At 64.8% G+C, this 18079-nt stretch carries 22 protein-coding genes; 15 read left to right on the top strand and 7 right to left on the bottom strand.

Annotated elements, in window-relative coordinates; genetic code table 11:
• Window position 1: 1 nt before the first annotated feature.
• The 3 genes from B9Y97_RS01895 to B9Y97_RS01885 all read left to right on the top strand — a co-directional run bounded on the left by B9Y97_RS01895 (window position 2) and on the right by B9Y97_RS01885 (window position 2187).
• Entirely contained in the window at window positions 2-895 is an 894-nt protein-coding gene (locus tag B9Y97_RS01895; protein WP_085525168.1) for an amidohydrolase family protein, read from the top strand.
• Between the two features lie 68 nt (window positions 896-963).
• Window positions 964-1323: a protocatechuate 4,5-dioxygenase subunit alpha gene (locus B9Y97_RS01890; RefSeq protein ID WP_139828195.1), complete on the top strand. Its 360-nt coding sequence runs from the start codon at window positions 964-966 to the stop codon at window positions 1321-1323.
• Between the two features lie 12 nt (window positions 1324-1335).
• Window positions 1336-2187, top strand: a complete 852-nt coding sequence (locus B9Y97_RS01885) for a class III extradiol dioxygenase family protein (protein WP_085525167.1) — start codon at window positions 1336-1338, stop codon at window positions 2185-2187.
• A 161-nt stretch (window positions 2188-2348) separates the two neighbouring features.
• On the opposite strand, the gene B9Y97_RS01880 is transcribed toward B9Y97_RS01885, so the two are convergent.
• A complete protein-coding gene (locus B9Y97_RS01880; RefSeq protein WP_254900827.1) occupies window positions 2349-3212 on the bottom strand; it encodes a helix-turn-helix domain-containing protein in 864 nt (287 codons plus the stop codon).
• A 72-nt stretch (window positions 3213-3284) separates the two neighbouring features.
• Between B9Y97_RS01880 and pobA the strand changes: the two genes are divergently transcribed.
• The 4 genes from pobA to B9Y97_RS01860 all read left to right on the top strand — a co-directional run bounded on the left by pobA (window position 3285) and on the right by B9Y97_RS01860 (window position 5838).
• Entirely contained in the window at window positions 3285-4469 is a 1185-nt protein-coding gene (pobA, locus tag B9Y97_RS01875) for a 4-hydroxybenzoate 3-monooxygenase (protein WP_217809428.1), read from the top strand.
• An 86-nt stretch (window positions 4470-4555) separates the two neighbouring features.
• Window positions 4556-4963: a universal stress protein gene (locus tag B9Y97_RS01870; RefSeq protein WP_085525165.1), complete on the top strand. Its 408-nt coding sequence runs from the start codon at window positions 4556-4558 to the stop codon at window positions 4961-4963.
• 84 nt (window positions 4964-5047) lie between these two features.
• Window positions 5048-5368, top strand: coding sequence for an antibiotic biosynthesis monooxygenase family protein (locus B9Y97_RS01865; RefSeq protein ID WP_085525164.1), 321 nt, complete (start codon window positions 5048-5050; stop codon window positions 5366-5368).
• Window positions 5369-5433: 65 nt separating this feature from the next.
• A complete protein-coding gene (locus tag B9Y97_RS01860) occupies window positions 5434-5838 on the top strand; it encodes a hypothetical protein (RefSeq protein ID WP_085525163.1) in 405 nt (134 codons plus the stop codon).
• A gap of 6 nt (window positions 5839-5844) precedes the next feature.
• Here B9Y97_RS01860 and B9Y97_RS01855 read toward each other — a convergent pair whose 3' ends face one another.
• Window positions 5845-6318 (bottom strand): YdcF family protein, encoded by a 474-nt coding sequence (locus B9Y97_RS01855; protein ID WP_085525162.1) that lies wholly within the window; start codon window positions 6316-6318, stop codon window positions 5845-5847.
• 46 nt (window positions 6319-6364) lie between these two features.
• A complete protein-coding gene (locus B9Y97_RS01850) occupies window positions 6365-6772 on the bottom strand; it encodes a hypothetical protein (protein ID WP_139828194.1) in 408 nt (135 codons plus the stop codon).
• Window positions 6773-6909: 137 nt separating this feature from the next.
• Here B9Y97_RS01850 and B9Y97_RS01845 point away from each other — a divergent pair, with 137 nt between their 5' ends.
• Together B9Y97_RS01845 and B9Y97_RS01840 are read left to right on the top strand one after the other, a co-directional pair.
• Window positions 6910-7383, top strand: coding sequence for a hypothetical protein (locus B9Y97_RS01845; RefSeq protein WP_085525160.1), 474 nt, complete (start codon window positions 6910-6912; stop codon window positions 7381-7383).
• A gap of 106 nt (window positions 7384-7489) precedes the next feature.
• Window positions 7490-8305: a sugar phosphate isomerase/epimerase family protein gene (locus B9Y97_RS01840; RefSeq protein WP_085525159.1), complete on the top strand. Its 816-nt coding sequence runs from the start codon at window positions 7490-7492 to the stop codon at window positions 8303-8305.
• A 1-nt stretch (window position 8306) separates the two neighbouring features.
• On the opposite strand, the gene B9Y97_RS01835 is transcribed toward B9Y97_RS01840, so the two are convergent.
• A complete protein-coding gene (locus B9Y97_RS01835) occupies window positions 8307-8678 on the bottom strand; it encodes a CopM family metallochaperone (protein ID WP_254900826.1) in 372 nt (123 codons plus the stop codon).
• Between the two features lie 173 nt (window positions 8679-8851).
• Between B9Y97_RS01835 and B9Y97_RS01830 the strand changes: the two genes are divergently transcribed.
• Both B9Y97_RS01830 and B9Y97_RS17865 read left to right on the top strand, forming a co-directional pair.
• The gene (locus tag B9Y97_RS01830) at window positions 8852-9433 is read left to right on the top strand and encodes a rhodanese-like domain-containing protein (protein WP_085525157.1); all 582 of its coding nucleotides are present in this window, start codon (window positions 8852-8854) and stop codon (window positions 9431-9433) included.
• A 329-nt stretch (window positions 9434-9762) separates the two neighbouring features.
• Window positions 9763-10443 carry a hypothetical protein gene (locus tag B9Y97_RS17865; protein ID WP_139828193.1) on the top strand — a complete coding sequence of 227 codons (681 nt, stop codon included), beginning with the start codon at window positions 9763-9765 and terminating at the stop codon, window positions 10441-10443.
• A gap of 33 nt (window positions 10444-10476) precedes the next feature.
• Here the strand turns inward: B9Y97_RS17865 and uvrB are convergent, their stop codons facing one another.
• A complete protein-coding gene (gene uvrB, locus B9Y97_RS01825) occupies window positions 10477-12636 on the bottom strand; it encodes an excinuclease ABC subunit UvrB (RefSeq protein ID WP_085525156.1) in 2160 nt (719 codons plus the stop codon).
• A 233-nt stretch (window positions 12637-12869) separates the two neighbouring features.
• Between uvrB and B9Y97_RS01820 the strand changes: the two genes are divergently transcribed.
• The 3 genes from B9Y97_RS01820 (at window position 12870) to B9Y97_RS01810 (ending at window position 14876) form a co-directional block, all read left to right on the top strand.
• Window positions 12870-13316 carry a toxin-activating lysine-acyltransferase gene (locus tag B9Y97_RS01820; RefSeq protein WP_176224269.1) on the top strand — a complete coding sequence of 149 codons (447 nt, stop codon included), beginning with the start codon at window positions 12870-12872 and terminating at the stop codon, window positions 13314-13316.
• Window positions 13316-14275, top strand: coding sequence for a Hint domain-containing protein (locus B9Y97_RS01815; RefSeq protein ID WP_085525154.1), 960 nt, complete (start codon window positions 13316-13318; stop codon window positions 14273-14275). Before B9Y97_RS01820 ends, B9Y97_RS01815 begins: the two co-directional genes overlap by 1 nt.
• Window positions 14276-14564: 289 nt before the next feature.
• Window positions 14565-14876 carry an ETC complex I subunit gene (locus tag B9Y97_RS01810; RefSeq protein ID WP_085525153.1) on the top strand — a complete coding sequence of 104 codons (312 nt, stop codon included), beginning with the start codon at window positions 14565-14567 and terminating at the stop codon, window positions 14874-14876.
• A 15-nt stretch (window positions 14877-14891) separates the two neighbouring features.
• On the opposite strand, the gene B9Y97_RS01805 is transcribed toward B9Y97_RS01810, so the two are convergent.
• Entirely contained in the window at window positions 14892-15656 is a 765-nt protein-coding gene (locus B9Y97_RS01805; protein WP_085525152.1) for an alpha/beta fold hydrolase, read from the bottom strand.
• A 136-nt stretch (window positions 15657-15792) separates the two neighbouring features.
• On the opposite strand from B9Y97_RS01805, the gene B9Y97_RS01800 reads away from it, so the two are divergent.
• Window positions 15793-16152, top strand: a complete 360-nt coding sequence (locus B9Y97_RS01800; protein WP_085525151.1) for a hypothetical protein — start codon at window positions 15793-15795, stop codon at window positions 16150-16152.
• A 103-nt stretch (window positions 16153-16255) separates the two neighbouring features.
• Here B9Y97_RS01800 and B9Y97_RS01795 read toward each other — a convergent pair whose 3' ends face one another.
• Window positions 16256-18073, bottom strand: coding sequence for a serine protease (locus B9Y97_RS01795; RefSeq protein ID WP_085525150.1), 1818 nt, complete (start codon window positions 18071-18073; stop codon window positions 16256-16258).
• Window positions 18074-18079 lie beyond the last annotated feature (6 nt).

Below are 18079 nucleotides of genomic sequence, written 5' to 3'. Positions count from 1 at the left end.
GATGGCCGAGACACAGATCACCGACGCCGACTGGCTGGATTTTCACCCCAGCCCCTCGAAGCCGGCATTCGTGCTGCCCGAGGGCGCGGTCGACGCGCATTGCCACGTCTTCGGCCCGCGCGCGGCGTTTCCCTTCGCGCCGGAGCGCAAGTACACCCCCTGCGACGCCGGCAAGGACAGGCTCTTTGCCTTGCGCGACCATCTCGGGTTCTCGCGCAACGTGATCGTTCAGGCGACCTGCCACGGCAAGGACAATGCCGCCACCATGGATGCCTGCCGGGCGGCGGGCGAACGGGCTCGCGGCATCGCCAGCGTGCGCCATGACATCAGCCGCGACGAGCTCGCCGAGATGGACGCGGCCGGTATTCGTGGCGTGCGGTTCAACTTCGTCAAGCGCCTGGTCGATGCCACGCCGCGCGAGCATTTCACGGCCGTCGCCGAGCGTATCCAGGAATTCGGCTGGTCGACCGTGGTCTATTTCGAGGCCGCCGATCTCGAGGATCTGGCGCCGTTTCTCGAAACCCTGCCGGGGATCATCGTGGTCGACCACATGGGCCGGCCCGACGTGGCCAAAGGGGTGGATCACCCCGATTTCCAGCGCTTCATCGAGCTGATGGCGCGCAACGACAACATCTGGTCGAAGGTGACCTGCCCCGAACGCCTCAGTCTCGAAGGTCCGCCGGAATACGACGATGTCGTGCCCTTCGCGCGCCGGATCGTGGAGCTTTTCCCGACCCGGGTGCTCTGGGGCACCGACTGGCCACACCCGAACATGACGTCGCACATGCCCGACGACGGCAAGCTTGTCGACTTCATCCCGAAGATCGCGCGAACACCCGAGGAGCAGCGGCTACTGCTCGTGGACAACCCGATGCGTCTGTATTGGGCGAAATAGGAGCGCAATCCGAAAAGCTTAACCCGGTTTTCGGAACCGATTGCGCGTCAAACACAGGAGGAGAGACGATGGCGGATATGCCAGCGTTCGATTACCATATCGACATTCCCGGAACGACGATCTTCGACGGCACGCAGGCGATGAAGGGCTATGCGCTCAACAAGATGTGCTACGCGTTCAACAAGGCCGAGAACCGCGAGGCGTTCAAGGCCGATGAAGAGGCCTTCATGGAGAAATACGGCCTCAACGATGCGCAGAAGGAGGCGATCCGCAAGCGCGACGTGCTCGGGCTGATCGCGGCGGGGGGGAACATCTACTACCTCGCCAAGTTCGCCGGGATCTTCGGCCTTTCGGTGCAGGACGTGGGCGGACTGCAGACCGGCATGAGCACCGATGAATTCAAAGACTACCTGAAATCGCAGGCCTGAGGAGGAACGATCATGGCGAAAATTCTTGGCGGTATCACCACCTCCCACATTCCCGCGGTGGGCAACGCGATCCAGAAGGAGCTTTACGACGATCCCTATTGGAAGCCCTTCTTCGACGGCTATCCGAAGGTGCACCAGTGGATCAAGGACAACAAGCCGGACTACGTGATCAACATCTACAACGATCACGGGCTCGGGTTTTTCCTCGACAAGATGCCGACCTTCGCGATTGGCGCGGCGCATGAATACAAGAACGAAGACGAGGGCTGGGGTCTGCCGAGCCTCGATCCGTTCCCCGGTGCGCCTGAGCTGAGCTGGCACATCATCGAGAGCATGGTCGCCGACGAGTTCGACATCACCTCCTGCCAGGAACTGCCGGTCGATCACGGCTTCGTGGTGCCGATGCAGTTGTTCTGGCCGGGCGCGCCGCATCACCCCGACATGCCGAAGACGGTGCCGATCAGCGCCAACACCGTGCAGCATCCGATCCCGACGCTGAAGCGGGCACTTGCCTTTGGCCGGGCGCTGCGCAAGGCGCTGCTGAGCTTCCCCGAGGAGGATGCCAAGATCGTGGTGCTCGGCACCGGTGGGCTTTCGCACCAGCTCGACGGCGAGCGCGCGGGCTTCATCAACAAGGAGTTCGACCAGTATTGCCTCGAGAACATCGTGCACAACCCCGATGAACTGACCAAGATCACCCGGATGGAACTGGTCGAGAAGGCGGGCGCGCAGGGCACCGAGTTCCTGATGTGGATGATGATGCGCGGCGCGCTGGGCGACGACGTGACCGAGATCACCCGCAACTATCATATCCCGATCTCGAACACGGCATCGGGCACGCTGTTGCTGGAGTGCGCGGCCTGAAGTTTCGCCCCGGGCTGCGCCCGGGGCGACCGGCCGGGGGCTCAGCCCCCGGATCCTGAGTGGTTGCGCGGGCGCAACCGCGAACCCGGCAGGCGTTTCCACGCGTGGAAACGCCGAGAGGGTCCCGGAGTATTTGGGCCAAGAGAAAAGGGGCTGAAGGGTTATCCCGCGGCCTCGGTCTTTTGGCGGAACTGGCGCGGCGACAGCCCGGTGGCGCGGCGATAGACGCGGGAGAAATGCGCCGGATCGTCGTAGCCGAGCGCATAGGCGATCTGCGAGACTGAAAGGTTCGAATAGACCAAGTTGCGCCGGGCTTCGCGGATGATCCGCTGCTGGATCGCGGCCGAAGCGGGCGCGCCGGTGGCGGCGCGCATGACCCGGCTCAGGTGGGTCGGCGTGACGCCGAGGCGCGCGGCATAGGCCGCGACCGGCAAATGCTCTGCATAGTGGGTTTCGACCAGTGCTTCGAAGCGTCGCTGGAGCGTGGATTCGGCCGGGGTGTCACCCGGGGCGGCGCGCGCGATGGCGCGCGCGACCAGCCCCGCCAGCAGGGCGACGCGGGCGCGCAACTCGTGGGCGCGGGCAAATTTGCGGGCCTCGAAAGCGGTGAAGATCGCCTTGATCGTGGTCTCGATTTCTTCCGTTCCACCTATGACACAAGGCCGCGCAAGCAGCGGGCGCAGGCCCTCGCCCTCGGCCAGTCCCTCGTCGAGCACCTCGGCCGGGATCGTGACCACCCAGCCTTCGGTGCCCGGGGTGAAGCTGTAGGCATGGACGCAGCCGGTGGGGACATTGGCGAGGCTTCCACCTTCGAGCGGGCGGGTCTCGCCGTCGAAGGTGCCGCGCCCGCCGCCGCGCGCCACCAGCAGAACCTGGTGCAGCCGGGCATGGCGGTGCGGGGTGAATTCCCAGTCGTGCCGCACCGAGCGCGCCGCGATGGTCTCGCAATGGACCACGTCGGGCAGGTCGTCGCTTTCGCCGAACAGATTGAAGCTCTCGATCGCTTTCATGTTCGATCCATACATGTTTTGGCCGGGTAGATCCATTCAAATCGGTGCCAATCTTGCGATGATCGGGACAGGACAGGAGGAAACGCCATGACCAATACGATCAAGACCAAGGTGGGTATCATCGGCGGAGGCCCCTCGGGGCTGATGCTGAGCCAGTTGCTCGACCTCAAGGGCATCGACAACGTGGTGCTGGAAAAGCACACCCGAGACTACGTGCTGAGCCGGATCCGCGCCGGCGTTCTGGAGCACGGCTTCGCCGAGTTGATGCGCGAGGCGCAGTGCGGCGCGCGGATGGATGCCGAGGGCGAGATCCACGAAGGGTTTTTCATCAACGATAACGGCAAAATGCATCGGGTCGACTTGGCCGGGCATACCGGCGGGAACTCGGTGGTGGTCTACGGCCAGACCGAGCTCACACGCGATCTTTACGACGCGCGCGAGAAGATGGGTGGCAATGTGATCCACGAGGCGCTCGACGTGGCGATCCACGGTGCCGACAGCGACAGCCCGGCGCTTACCTACCGGCAGGGCGACGAGACCTTCCGGGTGGAGTGCGACTTCATCATCGGGGCCGACGGGTTCCACGGCGTGAGCCGCAAGTCGATCCCGCGCGATGTGCTGAAGGAATACGAGAAGATCTATCCCTTCGGCTGGCTCGGGGTGCTCAGCCGCACGAAGCCGGTGAGCCCCGAGCTGATCTATTCGCGCACGGAACGCGGCTTCTCGCTGTGTTCGCTGCGCAGCCAGGTGCTCAGCCGTTACTACATCCAGGTGCCGCTCACCGACAGCGTGGAAGACTGGTCGGACGAGGCGTTCTGGGATGAGCTCAAGCGCCGCCTGCCGGACGACGTGGCGGCCGGGCTCGAAACCGGGCCGTCGATCGAGAAGTCGATCGCGCCGTTGCGCTCCTTCGTCGCCGAGCCGATGCGCTGGGGCAACCTGTTTCTTGCCGGCGATGCCGCCCACATCGTGCCGCCCACCGGCGCGCGCGGGCTGAACTCGGCGGCCTCCGATATCTACTACCTCTACCACGGGATGATCGCGCATTACCTCGACGGCGACAGCAGCGGGCTCGAGACCTACTCGGCCAAGGCGCTGGCGCGGGTCTGGAAGGCGCAGCGTTTCTCGTGGTGGATGACCACCATGTTGCACAACTTCCCCAACCATCCGGATTACGACCAGAAGTTGCAGGAAGTGGAACTGAGCTACCTGCTCAGTTCCGACGCGGCGATGGCTTCGCTGGCCGAAAACTACGTCGGCCTGCCGTTCTGAGCGAAAGGCGCGCGGCGGTTGACCTAGGTCAAGGCCGCCGCGTACTTTGCGCCCCACACTTGACGCCGAGAAACAGGGAGCGCGCCATGTACAAGAACATTCTCGTCCCCGTGGCCTTCGAAACGGGCCGCGACACGATGAAATCCATCGAGATCGCCGAGGCGATTGCGGGTGCTGACGGCCGCGTCACCGCGCTGCATGTCGTCGAAGAAGTGCCGACCTACGTCGCACAATACCTGCCGGAAGGGCAGATGGCGGCGAATATAAAGGAGATCGAGGATATCCTTGCCGAGCGCCTCGGCGGCCATGATCGCATCGCCGTGAAGGTGATCGAGGGGCACGCCGGCCATTCGATAGTCGACTACGCCAGCGAGCACAATTGCGATTGCATCGTGATCGCCTCGCACCGGCCCGGTCTTCAGGATCTGTTCCTCGGCTCGACCGCGGCCCGGGTGGTGCGTCACGCGCCCTGTTCGGTGCACGTGGTGCGCTGAGCGCGGAGTTGCAGCGTCGGCGTTGAGTGGTTTGGTGCTTTGGCGGGGCAGTGGTAGGCTTGGCCATCATAACGGGAGAACGACATGCCCAAGATCACCGCCGATCCGACTATCCAGACCGTCATCACCACCTTCGAGGTCACACCCGGCACCTGCGATGACCTGCTTGAGGAACTGCGGCTCGCCTGCAACGAGTTTGTCTCGAAGCAGCCCGGCTTCATCGGTGCGGCGATGCATGTGAACGATGCGCGCACGCGGGTTGCGAACTATACCCAATGGGAAAGCCGCGAAGATTTCCAGACCATGCTCAGGTCCAAGGCAATGCGGCAATATCATATGAAATTCAACGATCTGGCGAAGAGTTTCGAGCCAGTGCTTTATGAGGTCGTGACAGCAACCGATTGACGCGGCGCAGGCGATACTTCGCATTGTTTGCGCGGCGACCCGCGACAGCCAATGGAGGATCTGCCATGAGACGTCTATCCAATTTCGCGCGCGCGGCCCTGATCGGGGCGGTCACGGCATTTGGCCTTGCAGGTGCCGCCGCGGCGCAAGACCAGATCGGCAGCTACAGCGCCTTTATCGGCTGGGACGATCTGCACAATTCCAACGGTGTGCGGCTCGGCGCGGCGTGGCAGGTCTTGCGGCAGGACCGCGCCAACTACCACCGTTTCGGCATCCGGCAGGCGGGCGACGATTGGGACCCGTTCTTTGCCAGCATCGAAAACCGTGCCGCGATGGAGCGGATGATCATGAACGGCACGATAGAACCCTCCGCGGCACAGATCCTGTTGCAGGGCGGGGCGACGGTGTTCGTGCGAATCTATGGCCAGGGCAATGTCGGCAACTCGATCCGGGTGACGGTGTCGCGCTGAGCGCGATCAGCCCCCGAGGCGCAGGGCCAGCGCAACGACCGCCGCGATCTCGCGCAGGATCGCGCGTGCGGTGAACAGCGGGCGTGCACCTCTGAGCGGTGGAGCCGCGCCCTCGGCCCGAAGCTTGAGGCGGCGCGCGATGAGCCGTGCTCGTGGCAGGTGCCAGGCGTCGCTCACCAGGACCAGCCTGCTGCCCTCGGGCAGAAGGGCGGCCGCGAAGGCGATGTTTTCCATCGTGCTGCGCGAGCGGGTTTCGAGAATCACCGCGCCTTCCGGCACGCCGCGCGCGGTGAGGAGATCGCGAAGCACTTCGGCCTCGCTTGGTGGATACACGCCGATCCCGCCGGTGGCGACAATGCCATCGACTTTGCCCGCAAGATAGAGCGCCGCCGCCGTCTCGGCCCGCCGCCTGAGCGTGGGAGAGGCGACGCCCCCGGTCCAGACAGCGGCCCCGAGGACAATGGCGAAGGGTCTGCTCATCACGAAAGGCTATCGCCGCGATCGCGCGGGCACCAGAGCCGGTTGCCTACCGGGGCGGTGGCAGCGCGGCCCGGGCGCCGTAGCCGCAGGGTGCCGCGGCGGCCATCGCTGCGGGGCGCAGCGCCGCCATCCGCGCTTCGAGCGCCGCGAGGCGGGCGCGGTGCCACTCGAGGTTGATCGGAACTTTCCGAAGGCTGGTTTCCCGATGCTCGGCGAAACAGGTGCCGCGCCGCCCGGCCTCGTGGCAGGAGATGGGAGCCAGTCGCGTCGCCCTGGTGCGCTCGATCGCATATCCCCGCGCAAGCTCGGCCTCGATCCTGCGGGCCTCGCGCCACGGCCCGCGATACTGCGCTGTTGCCGCCGCGAAGCACTGCGCCTCGGGCGGGAGCGGGGGCGGTGCGCAGCCTGCGGCGAGGGCCGTGCAGAGCGCGAAGAGCAAATGAACTCGGGGCATCCTGGCGCGGAGTTTTGCGCCGCCGTGGTTGCCATCTGGTTAATCCGGGCCGAAAGGTTGCGGCGTTTTGGCCCAGTGGCCGGCGGGAATTTAACCTGTATTGAAGATACAACTTTGATTCACCGGAAAGACGCACCATGCGAGGGCAGGGCAAACACGGCGGGCATGACCATCTCGGCCCCGATATGGCCGCGCGCCACAAGCGTGACCAAGCGGTGTTTCACGCGCTTCTGCGCAGCCACGAGGCGATCCGCCGGCAGGTGACCGACCTTCCCGACGGCATCCGCGCGATCACCGAGACCGACGATCCCGAGCTTGCCGGGCTGATCCGGGCCCATGCCCACGAGATGCACCGCCGCCTCGGGGAAGGCTTCGGCCTGCGGCACTGGGACCCGGCGTTCGTCGAGATTTTCGCCCAGCGCCACAAGCTGCGCATGGTCGTGACCGACACGCGCAAGGGCGTGGTGATCGAGGAAACCAGCGACGATCCCAACGTCGCAACGCTGATCCGGGCGCATGGCGCGGTGGTGTCGGCCTTTGTGAGATCCGGGGAGCGGGCGGCGTCGCTGCCGAGCCCGCTGCCGGAAGAATACGTGCGGGTGGCGTCCTAGGTCCTCCCTGACCACCTCGCCCGCCGTAGCTTGTCCCGCCCCACACCGGACGGGGCGGGACAAGCACCTTCTTTCATGGCAGACTCGCGCGCGGAGGACCCGATTCATGAAAGACCTGCCCATCATCGGCGCGCAACTCACCGTGCTCGATCTGCCGCGGCACCGCGACTGGCTGTTCGAGAAGAACCGCGATCTGGAGTTGCCGGAATTTTGCATGGCCGACATTCTCGCCGCTCCCGATTCCTTCATCGACATGGCAAAGAAGGCGCTCGACGGCTGGCGCGGGCGGCTCGGTATCCACGGCCCCTTTGCAGGCTTCGAACTCGACGTGAAGGACAAGGATATCCGCGCCGTGGTGCAAAAGCGGCTCGGGCAGGCACTCGATGTCTGCGAGAAGCTTGGCGCGACCCAGATGGTGTTGCATTCGCCCTACAATCACTGGGATTTTTCCAACCTCGACAACAATTCCCGCGCCCGGGGCAAGCGGATATCGGCCGTGCTCGACACGCTGGAACCTGCGCTGAAACGGGCCGAGGATCTGGGGGTTGAGATGGTGCTGGAGAACATCCAGGACGTCGATCCGCGTGACCGCGCGGCGGTGGTCGATGCCGCCGACAGCCCCGCCCTCAAGGTCTCGGTCGACGTGGGCCACGCCTACTGGGCGCACAGGATGGCGGGCGGGCCGCCGGTGGACCGCTATGTGTCTTTCGCGGGCGACCGGCTCACCCATGTGCACCTGCAAGATGCCGATGGCTACGCCGACCGGCACTGGGTTCTGGGCGAGGGCACGATCCCCTTCGCCCCGATCTTCGCGGAACTCGGTGCGCTGAAGTCGAACCCGCGGCTGATCATCGAGATCAACGAGTTCAGCCGGGTGCCCGAGGCGGCGGCGCATCTCGAAAAGCTGGGCCTCGGGCAGTAGGCTATTGCCCTTTGGCGGCGAGCCAGGCGCGCATCCAGGCGATCTCTTCTTCCTGCGCTTCGATGATCGCCTCGGCGAGCGCGCGCACCTCGGCGTCGGCACCGTGCTCCAGCACGATCCGCGCCATGTCGACGGCGCCCTCGTGGTGCGGGATCATGCCCTTGATGAAGTCGATATCGGCGTCGCCGGTGAACTCGATCGCCATGCCTTGATGCATCGCGTCGTTGGCGGCGATGTAGGCGCGGGTGGAGGCGGCGGCGTCGGTGGGCATGGCGTGGCCCTCGTGGCCGGAATGATCCTGTGCCGCAGCAGGCGCGGCGAGAAGGAAGGCAACGAGGGCAGGGCGCAGGACTGGGCGCATGACTGGGCGCATGGCAATCTCCGGTTTGAAGGACTGATCGGCTCAGGAACCAACATTCCAGCGCGGGAAGGCAAGTCACGCTTGCGTGCATCCGGGCCGGGCAGAGCGCGGACAAGCAGGGTGCAACATCGCGTCGGGCTTGCTAGGGTGCCGGCATTTGCCGCCATTTCACAGGAACCGAATCCATGCGTTATCTCGCCCTTGCCATCGCCTGCCTTGCCACCCCGGCGCTGGCCGCCGACCCGGTAAACATCCGCCCCGATCTGCCTTCGGTCACGGTGGAGACGCCCGATGGCCCCGCCGTGATCGCCCGCGAGCAAGACCCGGCGGCGAAGCTGGAGGGCGACTGGGCGCTCACCTCGCGCGCCTGCCCGCCGTTCTGCGTGCAGCCGATGGAGCCCGCGCCGGGGGTGCGCACGATCGGCGAGCTGGAGCTTCTGGAGATGCTGGCCGACCCCGACGCGGTGGTGTTCGACAGCCGCACGCCCGACTGGTTCGACGGCGGCTCGATCCCCGGCGCGGTGAGCATGCCCTACACGGAAATGCCCGATCGGCTCGACGAGATCGGCTGCGAACTCGATTTCGACGGCTTCATCTGCGAGGACGTGCCCGAGATCGCGCTGTTCTGCAACGGCCCGTGGTGCGGCCAGTCGCCCACCGCGATCCGCCGGATCATCGAGGCGGGGTTCCCGGCGGAGAAGATTTCGTATTACCGCGGCGGCATGCAGGTGTGGCGGATGATGGGGTTGAGCGTGACGGACGAGTAGGGGGGCTGTAGGCCGGGCTTCAGCCCGGCAAACCGGCGCGGCGTGGCGGGGTGAACCCCGCCCTACGGGTTTTCGCACCTCGCCGAAAATCCCACACCCACCGGATCGCAAAGCGATCCGGTTCGCGCCCCGTTGACCGGCAGGCGATTGCTTGCAATCGCTGAGCGGTGACCCCGCCCTGTCACGCCGGAGGTAGGACATAGGCGTGAACGGGAGGGTGGCCTTTCACTCCCCGGTTGTAATCTATCGAGCGGCTGTTATTTTATGTTCAATACGATCAGAGTGTAGCTTTCACGTTTTTTAACATACCAGCGCGAGGTTGTTGGCAGATGGACTATTCACATATTGACGAATTTGAGCAGTTCTTGAAGAAAGAAATTCAACCAGCCGCGAAAGACATCGAAAAACTCGAGGATAAGAACCGAAAACACATCCAGAAGCTTGTATACACAAATTTGGTGGATCGCTTCGATACGATGGTCGATTCTAGCGTGCTTTCGAATTGCCGCGAGCAGTCGTTTTCTGATGACGCATTGAAAAGCGCCACCTCTCCGGTGACCGAGGCTGAATTGATAACACTGCTAATGCAGGGTGATGAAATTCAAGATGCGCTGACAATTCGGCTTCAGGAAGGCCTGAGAAACTCGGTTTTGCGAGAAAGGCATTCCCAAAAATTCCGGAGGTTGGTTGGTGTCCTAGCGCCCAATTCTGGTGCGGACACTCCGATTCCACGCGTAAACATCTCAACTGGTGCAATCGTAGAAAAGTTCAAAATACAAGACAAACAAGTTCCTCATTCGATTGTGGGATATGCCGACTGGTTATATTCGCGTAGAAATTCTATTGTTCATGGTGCGGGGACCAACAGGTATTTAGAAAATGACAGAAGGCAAATAAAAAAGATATTTAAGGTCGAATTGAAGGCCACATTTCGGATTACCGTTGGATCAATAACGAACGCGGCTAAATTTTACAAAGAGATCATAGACATACTCAAGTCAGAAGAGTGACACCAGATTGTCGCTTATTTCTGGTGTCTTGCGTTATTTTCGCCGCGCCTTCCCGCCCCTCTGCCCCGGCCGCCCCGCCGTTGACCGTCCCTTGACCGCACCCTTCACGGCAGCCTCTCCCGCCGCTTCCACCGCCGACTGCCGCGCCAGCGGGTCGTCCGCCACGGCCAGTTCCACCGCTTCCAGCCGGTGGATCTCGTCCCTCAGCCGTGCCGCCTCCTCGAACTCCAGGTTCTCCGCCGCCTTGCGCATATCCGTCCGCAGCGCATCGAGGTGCGCCGCCAAGTTGGCCCCGACCATCGCCTTGTCGACCTTGACGGTGACGCGGCTCATATCCGTGTCGCCCTGGTAGAGGCCCGCCAGCACGTCATCGACGTTCTTGCGGATCGTCTCCGGGGTGATGCCGTGTTCCTCGTTATAGGCGATCTGGCGGGCGCGCCGCCGGTCGGTTTCGGCCAGCGCGCGTTCCATCGAGCCGGTGATCCGGTCGGCATACATGATCACCCGGCCTTCGGCGTTGCGCGCGGCGCGGCCGATGGTCTGGATCAGCGAGGTCTCGGAACGCAGGAAGCCTTCCTTGTCGGCGTCGAGAATAGCCACCAGCCCGCATTCGGGGATGTCGAGCCCTTCGCGCAGGAGGTTGATGCCGATCAGAACGTCGAAGGCGCCGAGGCGGAGATCGCGCAGGATCTCGATGCGCTCGATGGTGTCGATATCCGAGTGCATGTAGCGCACGCGGATGCCCTGTTCGTGCATGTATTCGGTGAGGTCTTCGGCCATGCGCTTGGTCAGCGTCGTCACCAGCGTGCGCATACCTTTTGCCGACACTTTTCGGACCTCGTCGAGCAGGTCGTCGACCTGCATTTCGACCGGGCGGATTTCCACCTCGGGGTCGAGCAGCCCGGTCGGGCGGATGACCTGCTCGGTGAACACCCCGCCGGTGCGCTCCAGTTCCCAGGCCGAGGGCGTGGCGGAAACGAACACCGATTGCGGCCGCATCGCGTCCCATTCTTCGAACTTGAGCGGGCGGTTGTCCATGCAGGACGGCAGCCGGAATCCGTGTTCGGCCAGCGTCATCTTGCGCCGGAAGTCGCCTTTGTACATGCCGCCGATCTGCGGCACGGAGACGTGGGATTCATCGGCAAACACCAGCGCGTGGTCGGGGATGTATTCAAACAGCGTGGGCGGCGGCTCGCCGGGCGCGCGGCCGGTGAGGTAGCGCGAATAGTTCTCGATGCCGTTGCAATGCCCGGTGGCCTCCATCATCTCCAGATCGAAGCGGGTGCGCTGCTCAAGCCGTTGCGCTTCCAGCAGTTTTCCCTCGCGCTCGAACTCGGCGAGCCGCAGGGTCAATTCCTCCTTGATCCCCTTCATCGCCTGTTTGAGCGTGGGGGTGGGGGTGACGTAGTGCGAATTGGCGTAGACACGCACCTTGTCGAGCGCGTCGGTTTTCGCGCCGGTGAGGGTGTCGAACTCGGTGATCGCCTCAAGCTCCTCGCCGAAGAAGCTCAGACGCCAGCCGCGATCCTCAAGGTGAGAGGGCCAGACTTCGAGGCTGTCGCCGCGCACCCGGAAGGTGCCGCGCGCGAAGGCATTGTCGTTGCGCTTGTATTGCTGCGCGATCAGATCCTTCATCACCTCGCGCTGGTCGTAATCCTGGCCAACCTCCAGATCCTGGCTCATCGCGGTGTAGGTTTCGGGCGAGCCGATGCCGTAGATGCAGCTCACCGAGGCGACGATGATCACGTCGTCACGCTCCAGCAGCGCCCGGGTGGCGGAGTGGCGCATCCGGTCGATCTGCTCGTTGATCTGGCTTTCCTTCTCGATGAAGGTATCGGTGCGCGGCACGTAGGCCTCGGGCTGGTAGTAATCGTAGTAGCTGACGAAGTATTCCACCGCGTTCTCGGGAAAGAAGCTCTTGAACTCGCCGTAGAGCTGGGCCGCCAACGTCTTGTTGGGGGCAAGGATGATCGCCGGGCGCTGGGTTTCCTCGATCACCTTGGCCATGGTGTAGGTCTTGCCGGTGCCGGTGGCGCCGAGCAGAACCTGGTCGCGCTCGCCCGCGGTCACGCCTTGTGACAACTCGGCGATGGCGGTGGGCTGGTCGCCCGCGGGCTGAAACGTGCTGTGCATCACAAAGCGCTTGCCGCCTTCGAGCTTGGGGCGGGCGGGGATGGGCTGGACTAGGGACATGGCGGCACTCCTGTTCGCGCTATGTTCACCCCGTTTCCCCTTGGATGCAAGGGGGCGCGGTGGCGCAAGCGCCACGCTGCACGAAGGTAACTTTCGGGAAATATTGACAGATCAGCAACAATCAAGGACGTTTCGGCAAAGAAAAACGAGGCATCAAAAAGATGTCGAGCAGTCAGGCCACGAAGATCGCGGGGTCCGCGAAACCCAATGCTGGGCGTCCCACGGATGCGCACATGCTCGCCATGGGCAAGTTGTCCTATCTGGCTGCCTTCTGCCCGCGCCACCGCAAGTACCCCGCCGAGGGGCTGGCCCGGCTGTTCTTTCCGGCGATCAACGCCGACTGCGTGCGGTTTTTCGAGAACGAAAGCGGCGCGCCGGTAGCCGCGCTGATCTGGGCGCGGCTGACCGATGCGGCGGTGCACCGCATGGTGCATGAGAAAACCCCGCCGGGTAGCGACGACTGGGCGGCAGGCAACAACCTTTGGTTTCTCGATCTCATCGCCCCTTTCGGCCACGGTGCCGAGGTCGCCCGCCACATCGCCCGCAACCCGCCGGCCGAACGCTTTTTCTTCGCCCGGATCGGCCCTGACGGTGCGGTGCGCAAGGTCGTGGAGGGCGATGCGACGCGCGGGCGGCGCGGGCTGGTGCAGGCGATGATCCTGCAGGCGGAGGTGGCGTAATGGGGTTCCCGGCTCCCGGCAGCGGCAGCGTAACCGAGGATGTGGATGTCGTCGGCGGCTTTCTGACCGCGTCGGGCGATGTCGATTACCGGTTGGGCGATGACACCGGGCAATGGACGGCGGAGACGATTACCGGAAGCCATGGCACGCTGGTGATCGACGAGGATGGCGTCTGGAGCTACAGCGCCGACAATGCCAATCCGTCGATCCAGGCGCTCGACACCGGCGATACGCTCACCGATGTGTTCACCGTCACCTCCGACGGGGGCAGCACCACCGTCACGATCACGATCAACGGCCAGGACGAGCCCCCCTGTTTCACCAGCGGAACGCTGATCGACACGCCGCAGGGGCCGCGACCGGTGGAGAGTCTGCGCCCGGGTGACGCCGTGCTGACCGCCGATCACGGGCTGCAGCTTGTGCGCTGGGTCGGGCGGCGGCGGATCGACCTTGCCGGCCTTGAGCCGGAAGTTGCGGCGCGGCTCGCCCCGGTGCGTATCCGCAAGGACGCCCTCGGCCCTGGCGTGCCTGTGCGCGACGTGCTGGTATCGCCAATGCACCGGCTGTTGGTGGGCAACGCCGCGACCGAGCTTCTGTTTGGGCGAGAACAGGTTCTGGCGGCGGCGGGGCAGTTGGCGAACGGTGCCAGCATCGCGATTCAGACGCTGGGCGTGGTGGACTATGTTCACCTGTTGTTTGACCGCCACCAGCTTGTGCGCAGCGCCGGCCTGACGAGCGAGAGCTTTTATCCCGGCGATGTCGGGCTTTGCGGCTTTGACGTCGGCGCGCGCGAGGAGGTGCTGGGGCTGTTTCCCGAACTGCGCAGCCTGTCGGGGGCCTATGGTCCGACGGCGCGCGCGGTGCTGCGACGTCACGAGGCGGTGCTGCTCGGGTCGGCGATGGCGCGCCATTCCCCCGGCGCGGACAGCCTTGCGGCGCGAACAGGGCGCGCGGCCTGAAGGCGCGGCAATGCCTTGACAGCTTAACAAATCGTCACCACTTAAGCGCGTATTTTTCAGAATAATACACTTAAAGGTGTATTTTCCGGTTGCGCGAGAAGCCCCGGCGCAGCTATGCTTCAGGGGCAAGCAGCAAACACGGCTGCCGGTCCCGGCGAACACCCACCCCACCCCTCGCTCCCTCGCCGCGGATCGGCAGCCAACTTCCCTCTCTTCCTCCTCGCCCCGTTTTTGCCTTGCGAAAGCGCAGTAGTTTTCCGATAAACCGGGCACGCAGAAGGAGAAGCCCATGCGCGCCCGTATCTACCAGCCCGCCCGCAACGCGATGACCTCTGGCCAGGCCCGGACGAAATCCTGGGTCCTGGAATTCGCCCCCGAGGGCGGCAAGGAGATCGACCCGCTGATGGGATGGACCAGCTCGTCCGATACCCAGGCGCAGGTGCGGTTGCGGTTTTCATCGAAGCAGGCGGCGCTCGACTATGCCAGCGAACACGGGATCGAGGCGACCGTGCTCACCACGCACAAGCGCAAGCCGAATATCCGTCCCGGTGGCTACGCCGAGAACTTCGCCCCGAACCGCCGGACAACCTGGACGCACTGAGGCGGTCGGCCCTTTTCAGGCATCGAGAAAGGCACGCGCGGCGGCTTCGAAGGCCCGCGGGCGTTCGGCGTGGAGCCAGTGCCCGGCTTCGGGGATCTTGGCCTGCCGGGCGTTCGGAAACAGCGCCTTGATCGTTGGTCGGTGCTCGGGGCGGATGTAGTCCGAGGCCGCGCCGGCGAGAAACAGCGTCGGTCCCTCGAAGGTCGCGTCCGGCGTGGGAAAGCTCATCACCCGGTCGAGTTCGCGGGCCAGCACCGGCAGATTGAGTTTCCAGCGCCCTTCCTTCACGTCGAGCGATTGCAGCAGGAAAGAGCGCACCGCGGGGTTGGGGATTTCGGCTTGCAGGGCTTCGTCGGCCTCGGTGCGGGATTTCACCGAGGCAGGATCGAGCGCCTGCATTGCCGCGATCAGCGCGCCGTGTCCGTCGCCGTGGTGGTAGGCGACCGGGGCGATATCGGCGACCATCAGGCGGCGCAGACGGGCAGGGGTGGCGAGCGCGAGGGTCATTGCCGCCTTGCCGCCCATCGAATGCCCGATCACGTCGGCGGTGCCGCCGATCCGGTCAATCGTCGCGGCGAGATCCTCGGCCATCTCGTCGTAGCTCTGGCTCTCGGCGTGGAAACTGTCGCCGTGGTTGCGCAGATCGACGGTGACAACCCGGCGCGCTTCGGCCAGCCGCCGTGCGATCACGCCCCAGTTGCGGCCCGAGCCGAACAGGCCGTGGACGATAAGGATGGGCGGGTGGTCCGTATCGGTGCCGTGGGTTTGCATCGCAAGCATGACGCCTAGATAACGGCACGGCGCCACATCGCAAGCCCCCGTTGCGTGATACCCCGTGAAGGCGCGGTGCCGGACCGCTCGTCGTGCTTCAACCGGCTGGCAAAACGATCTAGTCTCGTGGCGAAGGAGAGCTGCGATGGATCTTCAGGCGCGCGCGGACAAGGTGGCGGAGCTGATCGAAGCCCGGCTCGACGTGCGCGGCGCGGGGCTGGAGGGCAAGCTCGCCCGCGCCGGACGGCGTTTGCCGGGGCATTTGCGGCGCGAGCTTGGCTATGTCGTCGAGGCGATGAGAATGAAGGCGAGCCCGCGGCTTGCGCGCCAGATCGACTGGGCGAGGATCGACAGGGCCTGCGCCGAGGCCGAGCGCTATCTGCGCGGTGTCGATCCCTGGGAGCGGCGCCGCGGGATCGCCGTGAACTGGCTTGCGGGCAATGCCTTCAACCTCCTGATCGTGGTGGCGCTGACCGCCGCGGTGGTTGCCTGGCGCGGGCTTTGAGCCGCGATTCCGCGGGCCCTGCGCGTGGCGATTTGTGCTTGGGACAACCGAAAACGCCCGCCGGGAGGGCGGGCGTTTCGAGGCAGGAACTGTCGGGCGCGCGCTATTCCCAGCAACTCACCAGCACGGTGATATCGGCCGCCAGCGCCGAGAGATCGTAAGGCGTGAGCGCGCCCTGGATCTCGGTCGCGGTGGCGCTCACCCCGTTGGCGGCGAGAAAGGCCGAGAGGGTGGCGGACTTGGCGATGAAACCCACGTCGGCGGGCAGAACCTGACCGCTGTCCGAGGGCGCGGCAAGCAGCATCCCGACCATCGCACCGCCCTGGTCGAGCACCGGGCCGCCGGTGTCGCCGTCCTGCGCGCGAATGTCGAGGCGCGCGATATCATCTTCGCCCGAGAGCCCGCGCAGATCGGCGAGGGTGCCATAGGTCAGCGTCGGCGACGACAGCCGCCCGCCGTAGGAATAGCCGGCCACCGCAAGTTCCGATTGCAGCCGCGGCTCGAAGCCGAGCAGTTCGGCCACCCGCATCGGGGCCAACTGGCGCGCGGGCTGCAGCAGGGCGATGCCAAGCGCCTCGTCGGTGGCCGCCACGGTCGCGTCATAGCTTTCGTCGAGCGTGATCCGGCTGCAGCCGGCGACGGCCTCGGTCGTGGTCAGCACCGCACCCTCGGCCGAGACATAAACCCCCGAACGGGCCTTCTCGGCGCGGCGGATCTCCAGCCCCGAGATCAGGTCGATCGACTGGGTGGCGCTGTCGAGCCCGGCGTTGTCGTCGAGTACGTCATCGCCGGTCGAGGCAAAACTTGAGCGCATCGCGTCGAGCACCATGGCGCGGCGGCGGTCGGTCTCGCGGGTGATCTCGCCGGTGTCCGGGTCGGTCACGGTGTCGCCCTGCGGCCAAATCAGCATGAAGCCCTTCACCGCGCCATCGACGAGCGTGGCATGGGTGTAGGAGATCAGCTCGTCGTTCGCGCCCTCGATCGTGAAGTCACTGTCGCGGCGGCTGCGCTCGCCTTCGGGGGGCACCACTTCGAGGGTCTGGAGAATGTCGTAAAGGCCCCAGAGCGTGGCCCGGTCGCCGCGCTGGCTGATCAGGACCACGCGCACACCCTCGTTGCCTTCGTAATGCGCGAAGGGGGCTTCGTAACGCGTGAAGCTCACCATCGCGGCGGGCAGGGTGATCTCGATCCCGGCCTCGACGTCGGTGATGTTGGCCAGCCCCATCGAGTCGAGCACCTCGTAATAGCCCTCGAGCAACAAGGCACGCTGCCGGGTGGTGAGAACGCCCGTCACCTCGAAGCCGTTGTCGTCCTGCCAGGCCGACATTGCGCTGCGGGTGCCGGGGCCAAAGGCGCCGTCGATCAGGGAGGTGTAGAAGCCCTCCCATTGCAGCGCGACCTGGAGTTCCTTGCGCTGGTCGAAATCGAGCGCCTGTTCCGAGCGCAACGCCTCGGCGCGGCTTTCTTCCGGGGCTTGCTGCGGCTCGAGTTCGGGCTCGGGCTCGGGCTCAGGTTCGAGCTGGGCCTCGGCCACGGGCGTTTCCGCAGCGGCAGGCGACGGCGCTGCACCGGGCTCAGCGGCGAGCGCATTGGCCCCCACCGGCCAGAATTGTGATCCATAGGGGGCGCCGTCGGAAACATAGGCGTCACCCGGAAGCAGGCCGCGCTGGCGCAATTCGAGCAAGGTTTCGGTTGCAACCGCCTCGCTGTATGGCCCGAGCGCGATGGCATACCAGCCATTTTGGCCCAGCCGGAAACCGTTTACATCGGCGATGTTCCGGGCATAGCTCCGGGCGGCACCCTCGGCCTCGCGCAAGGTGGCATTGGCCTCGATCTGGACCCAGAAGCTTTGCTGCGCCTGGGCAAGGCTTGCTGAGAAAATGCTGACAAAAAATACCAGTGCGGCAACCGCGCGTGACATATCCCT

The sequence above is a fragment of the Maritimibacter sp. HL-12 genome (assembly GCF_900177545.1).
GTDB lineage: Bacteria > Pseudomonadota > Alphaproteobacteria > Rhodobacterales > Rhodobacteraceae > Sinisalibacter.
Note: the sequence above shows the minus strand (reverse complement) of the source record. Positions and strands in the feature narration are given on the sequence as shown.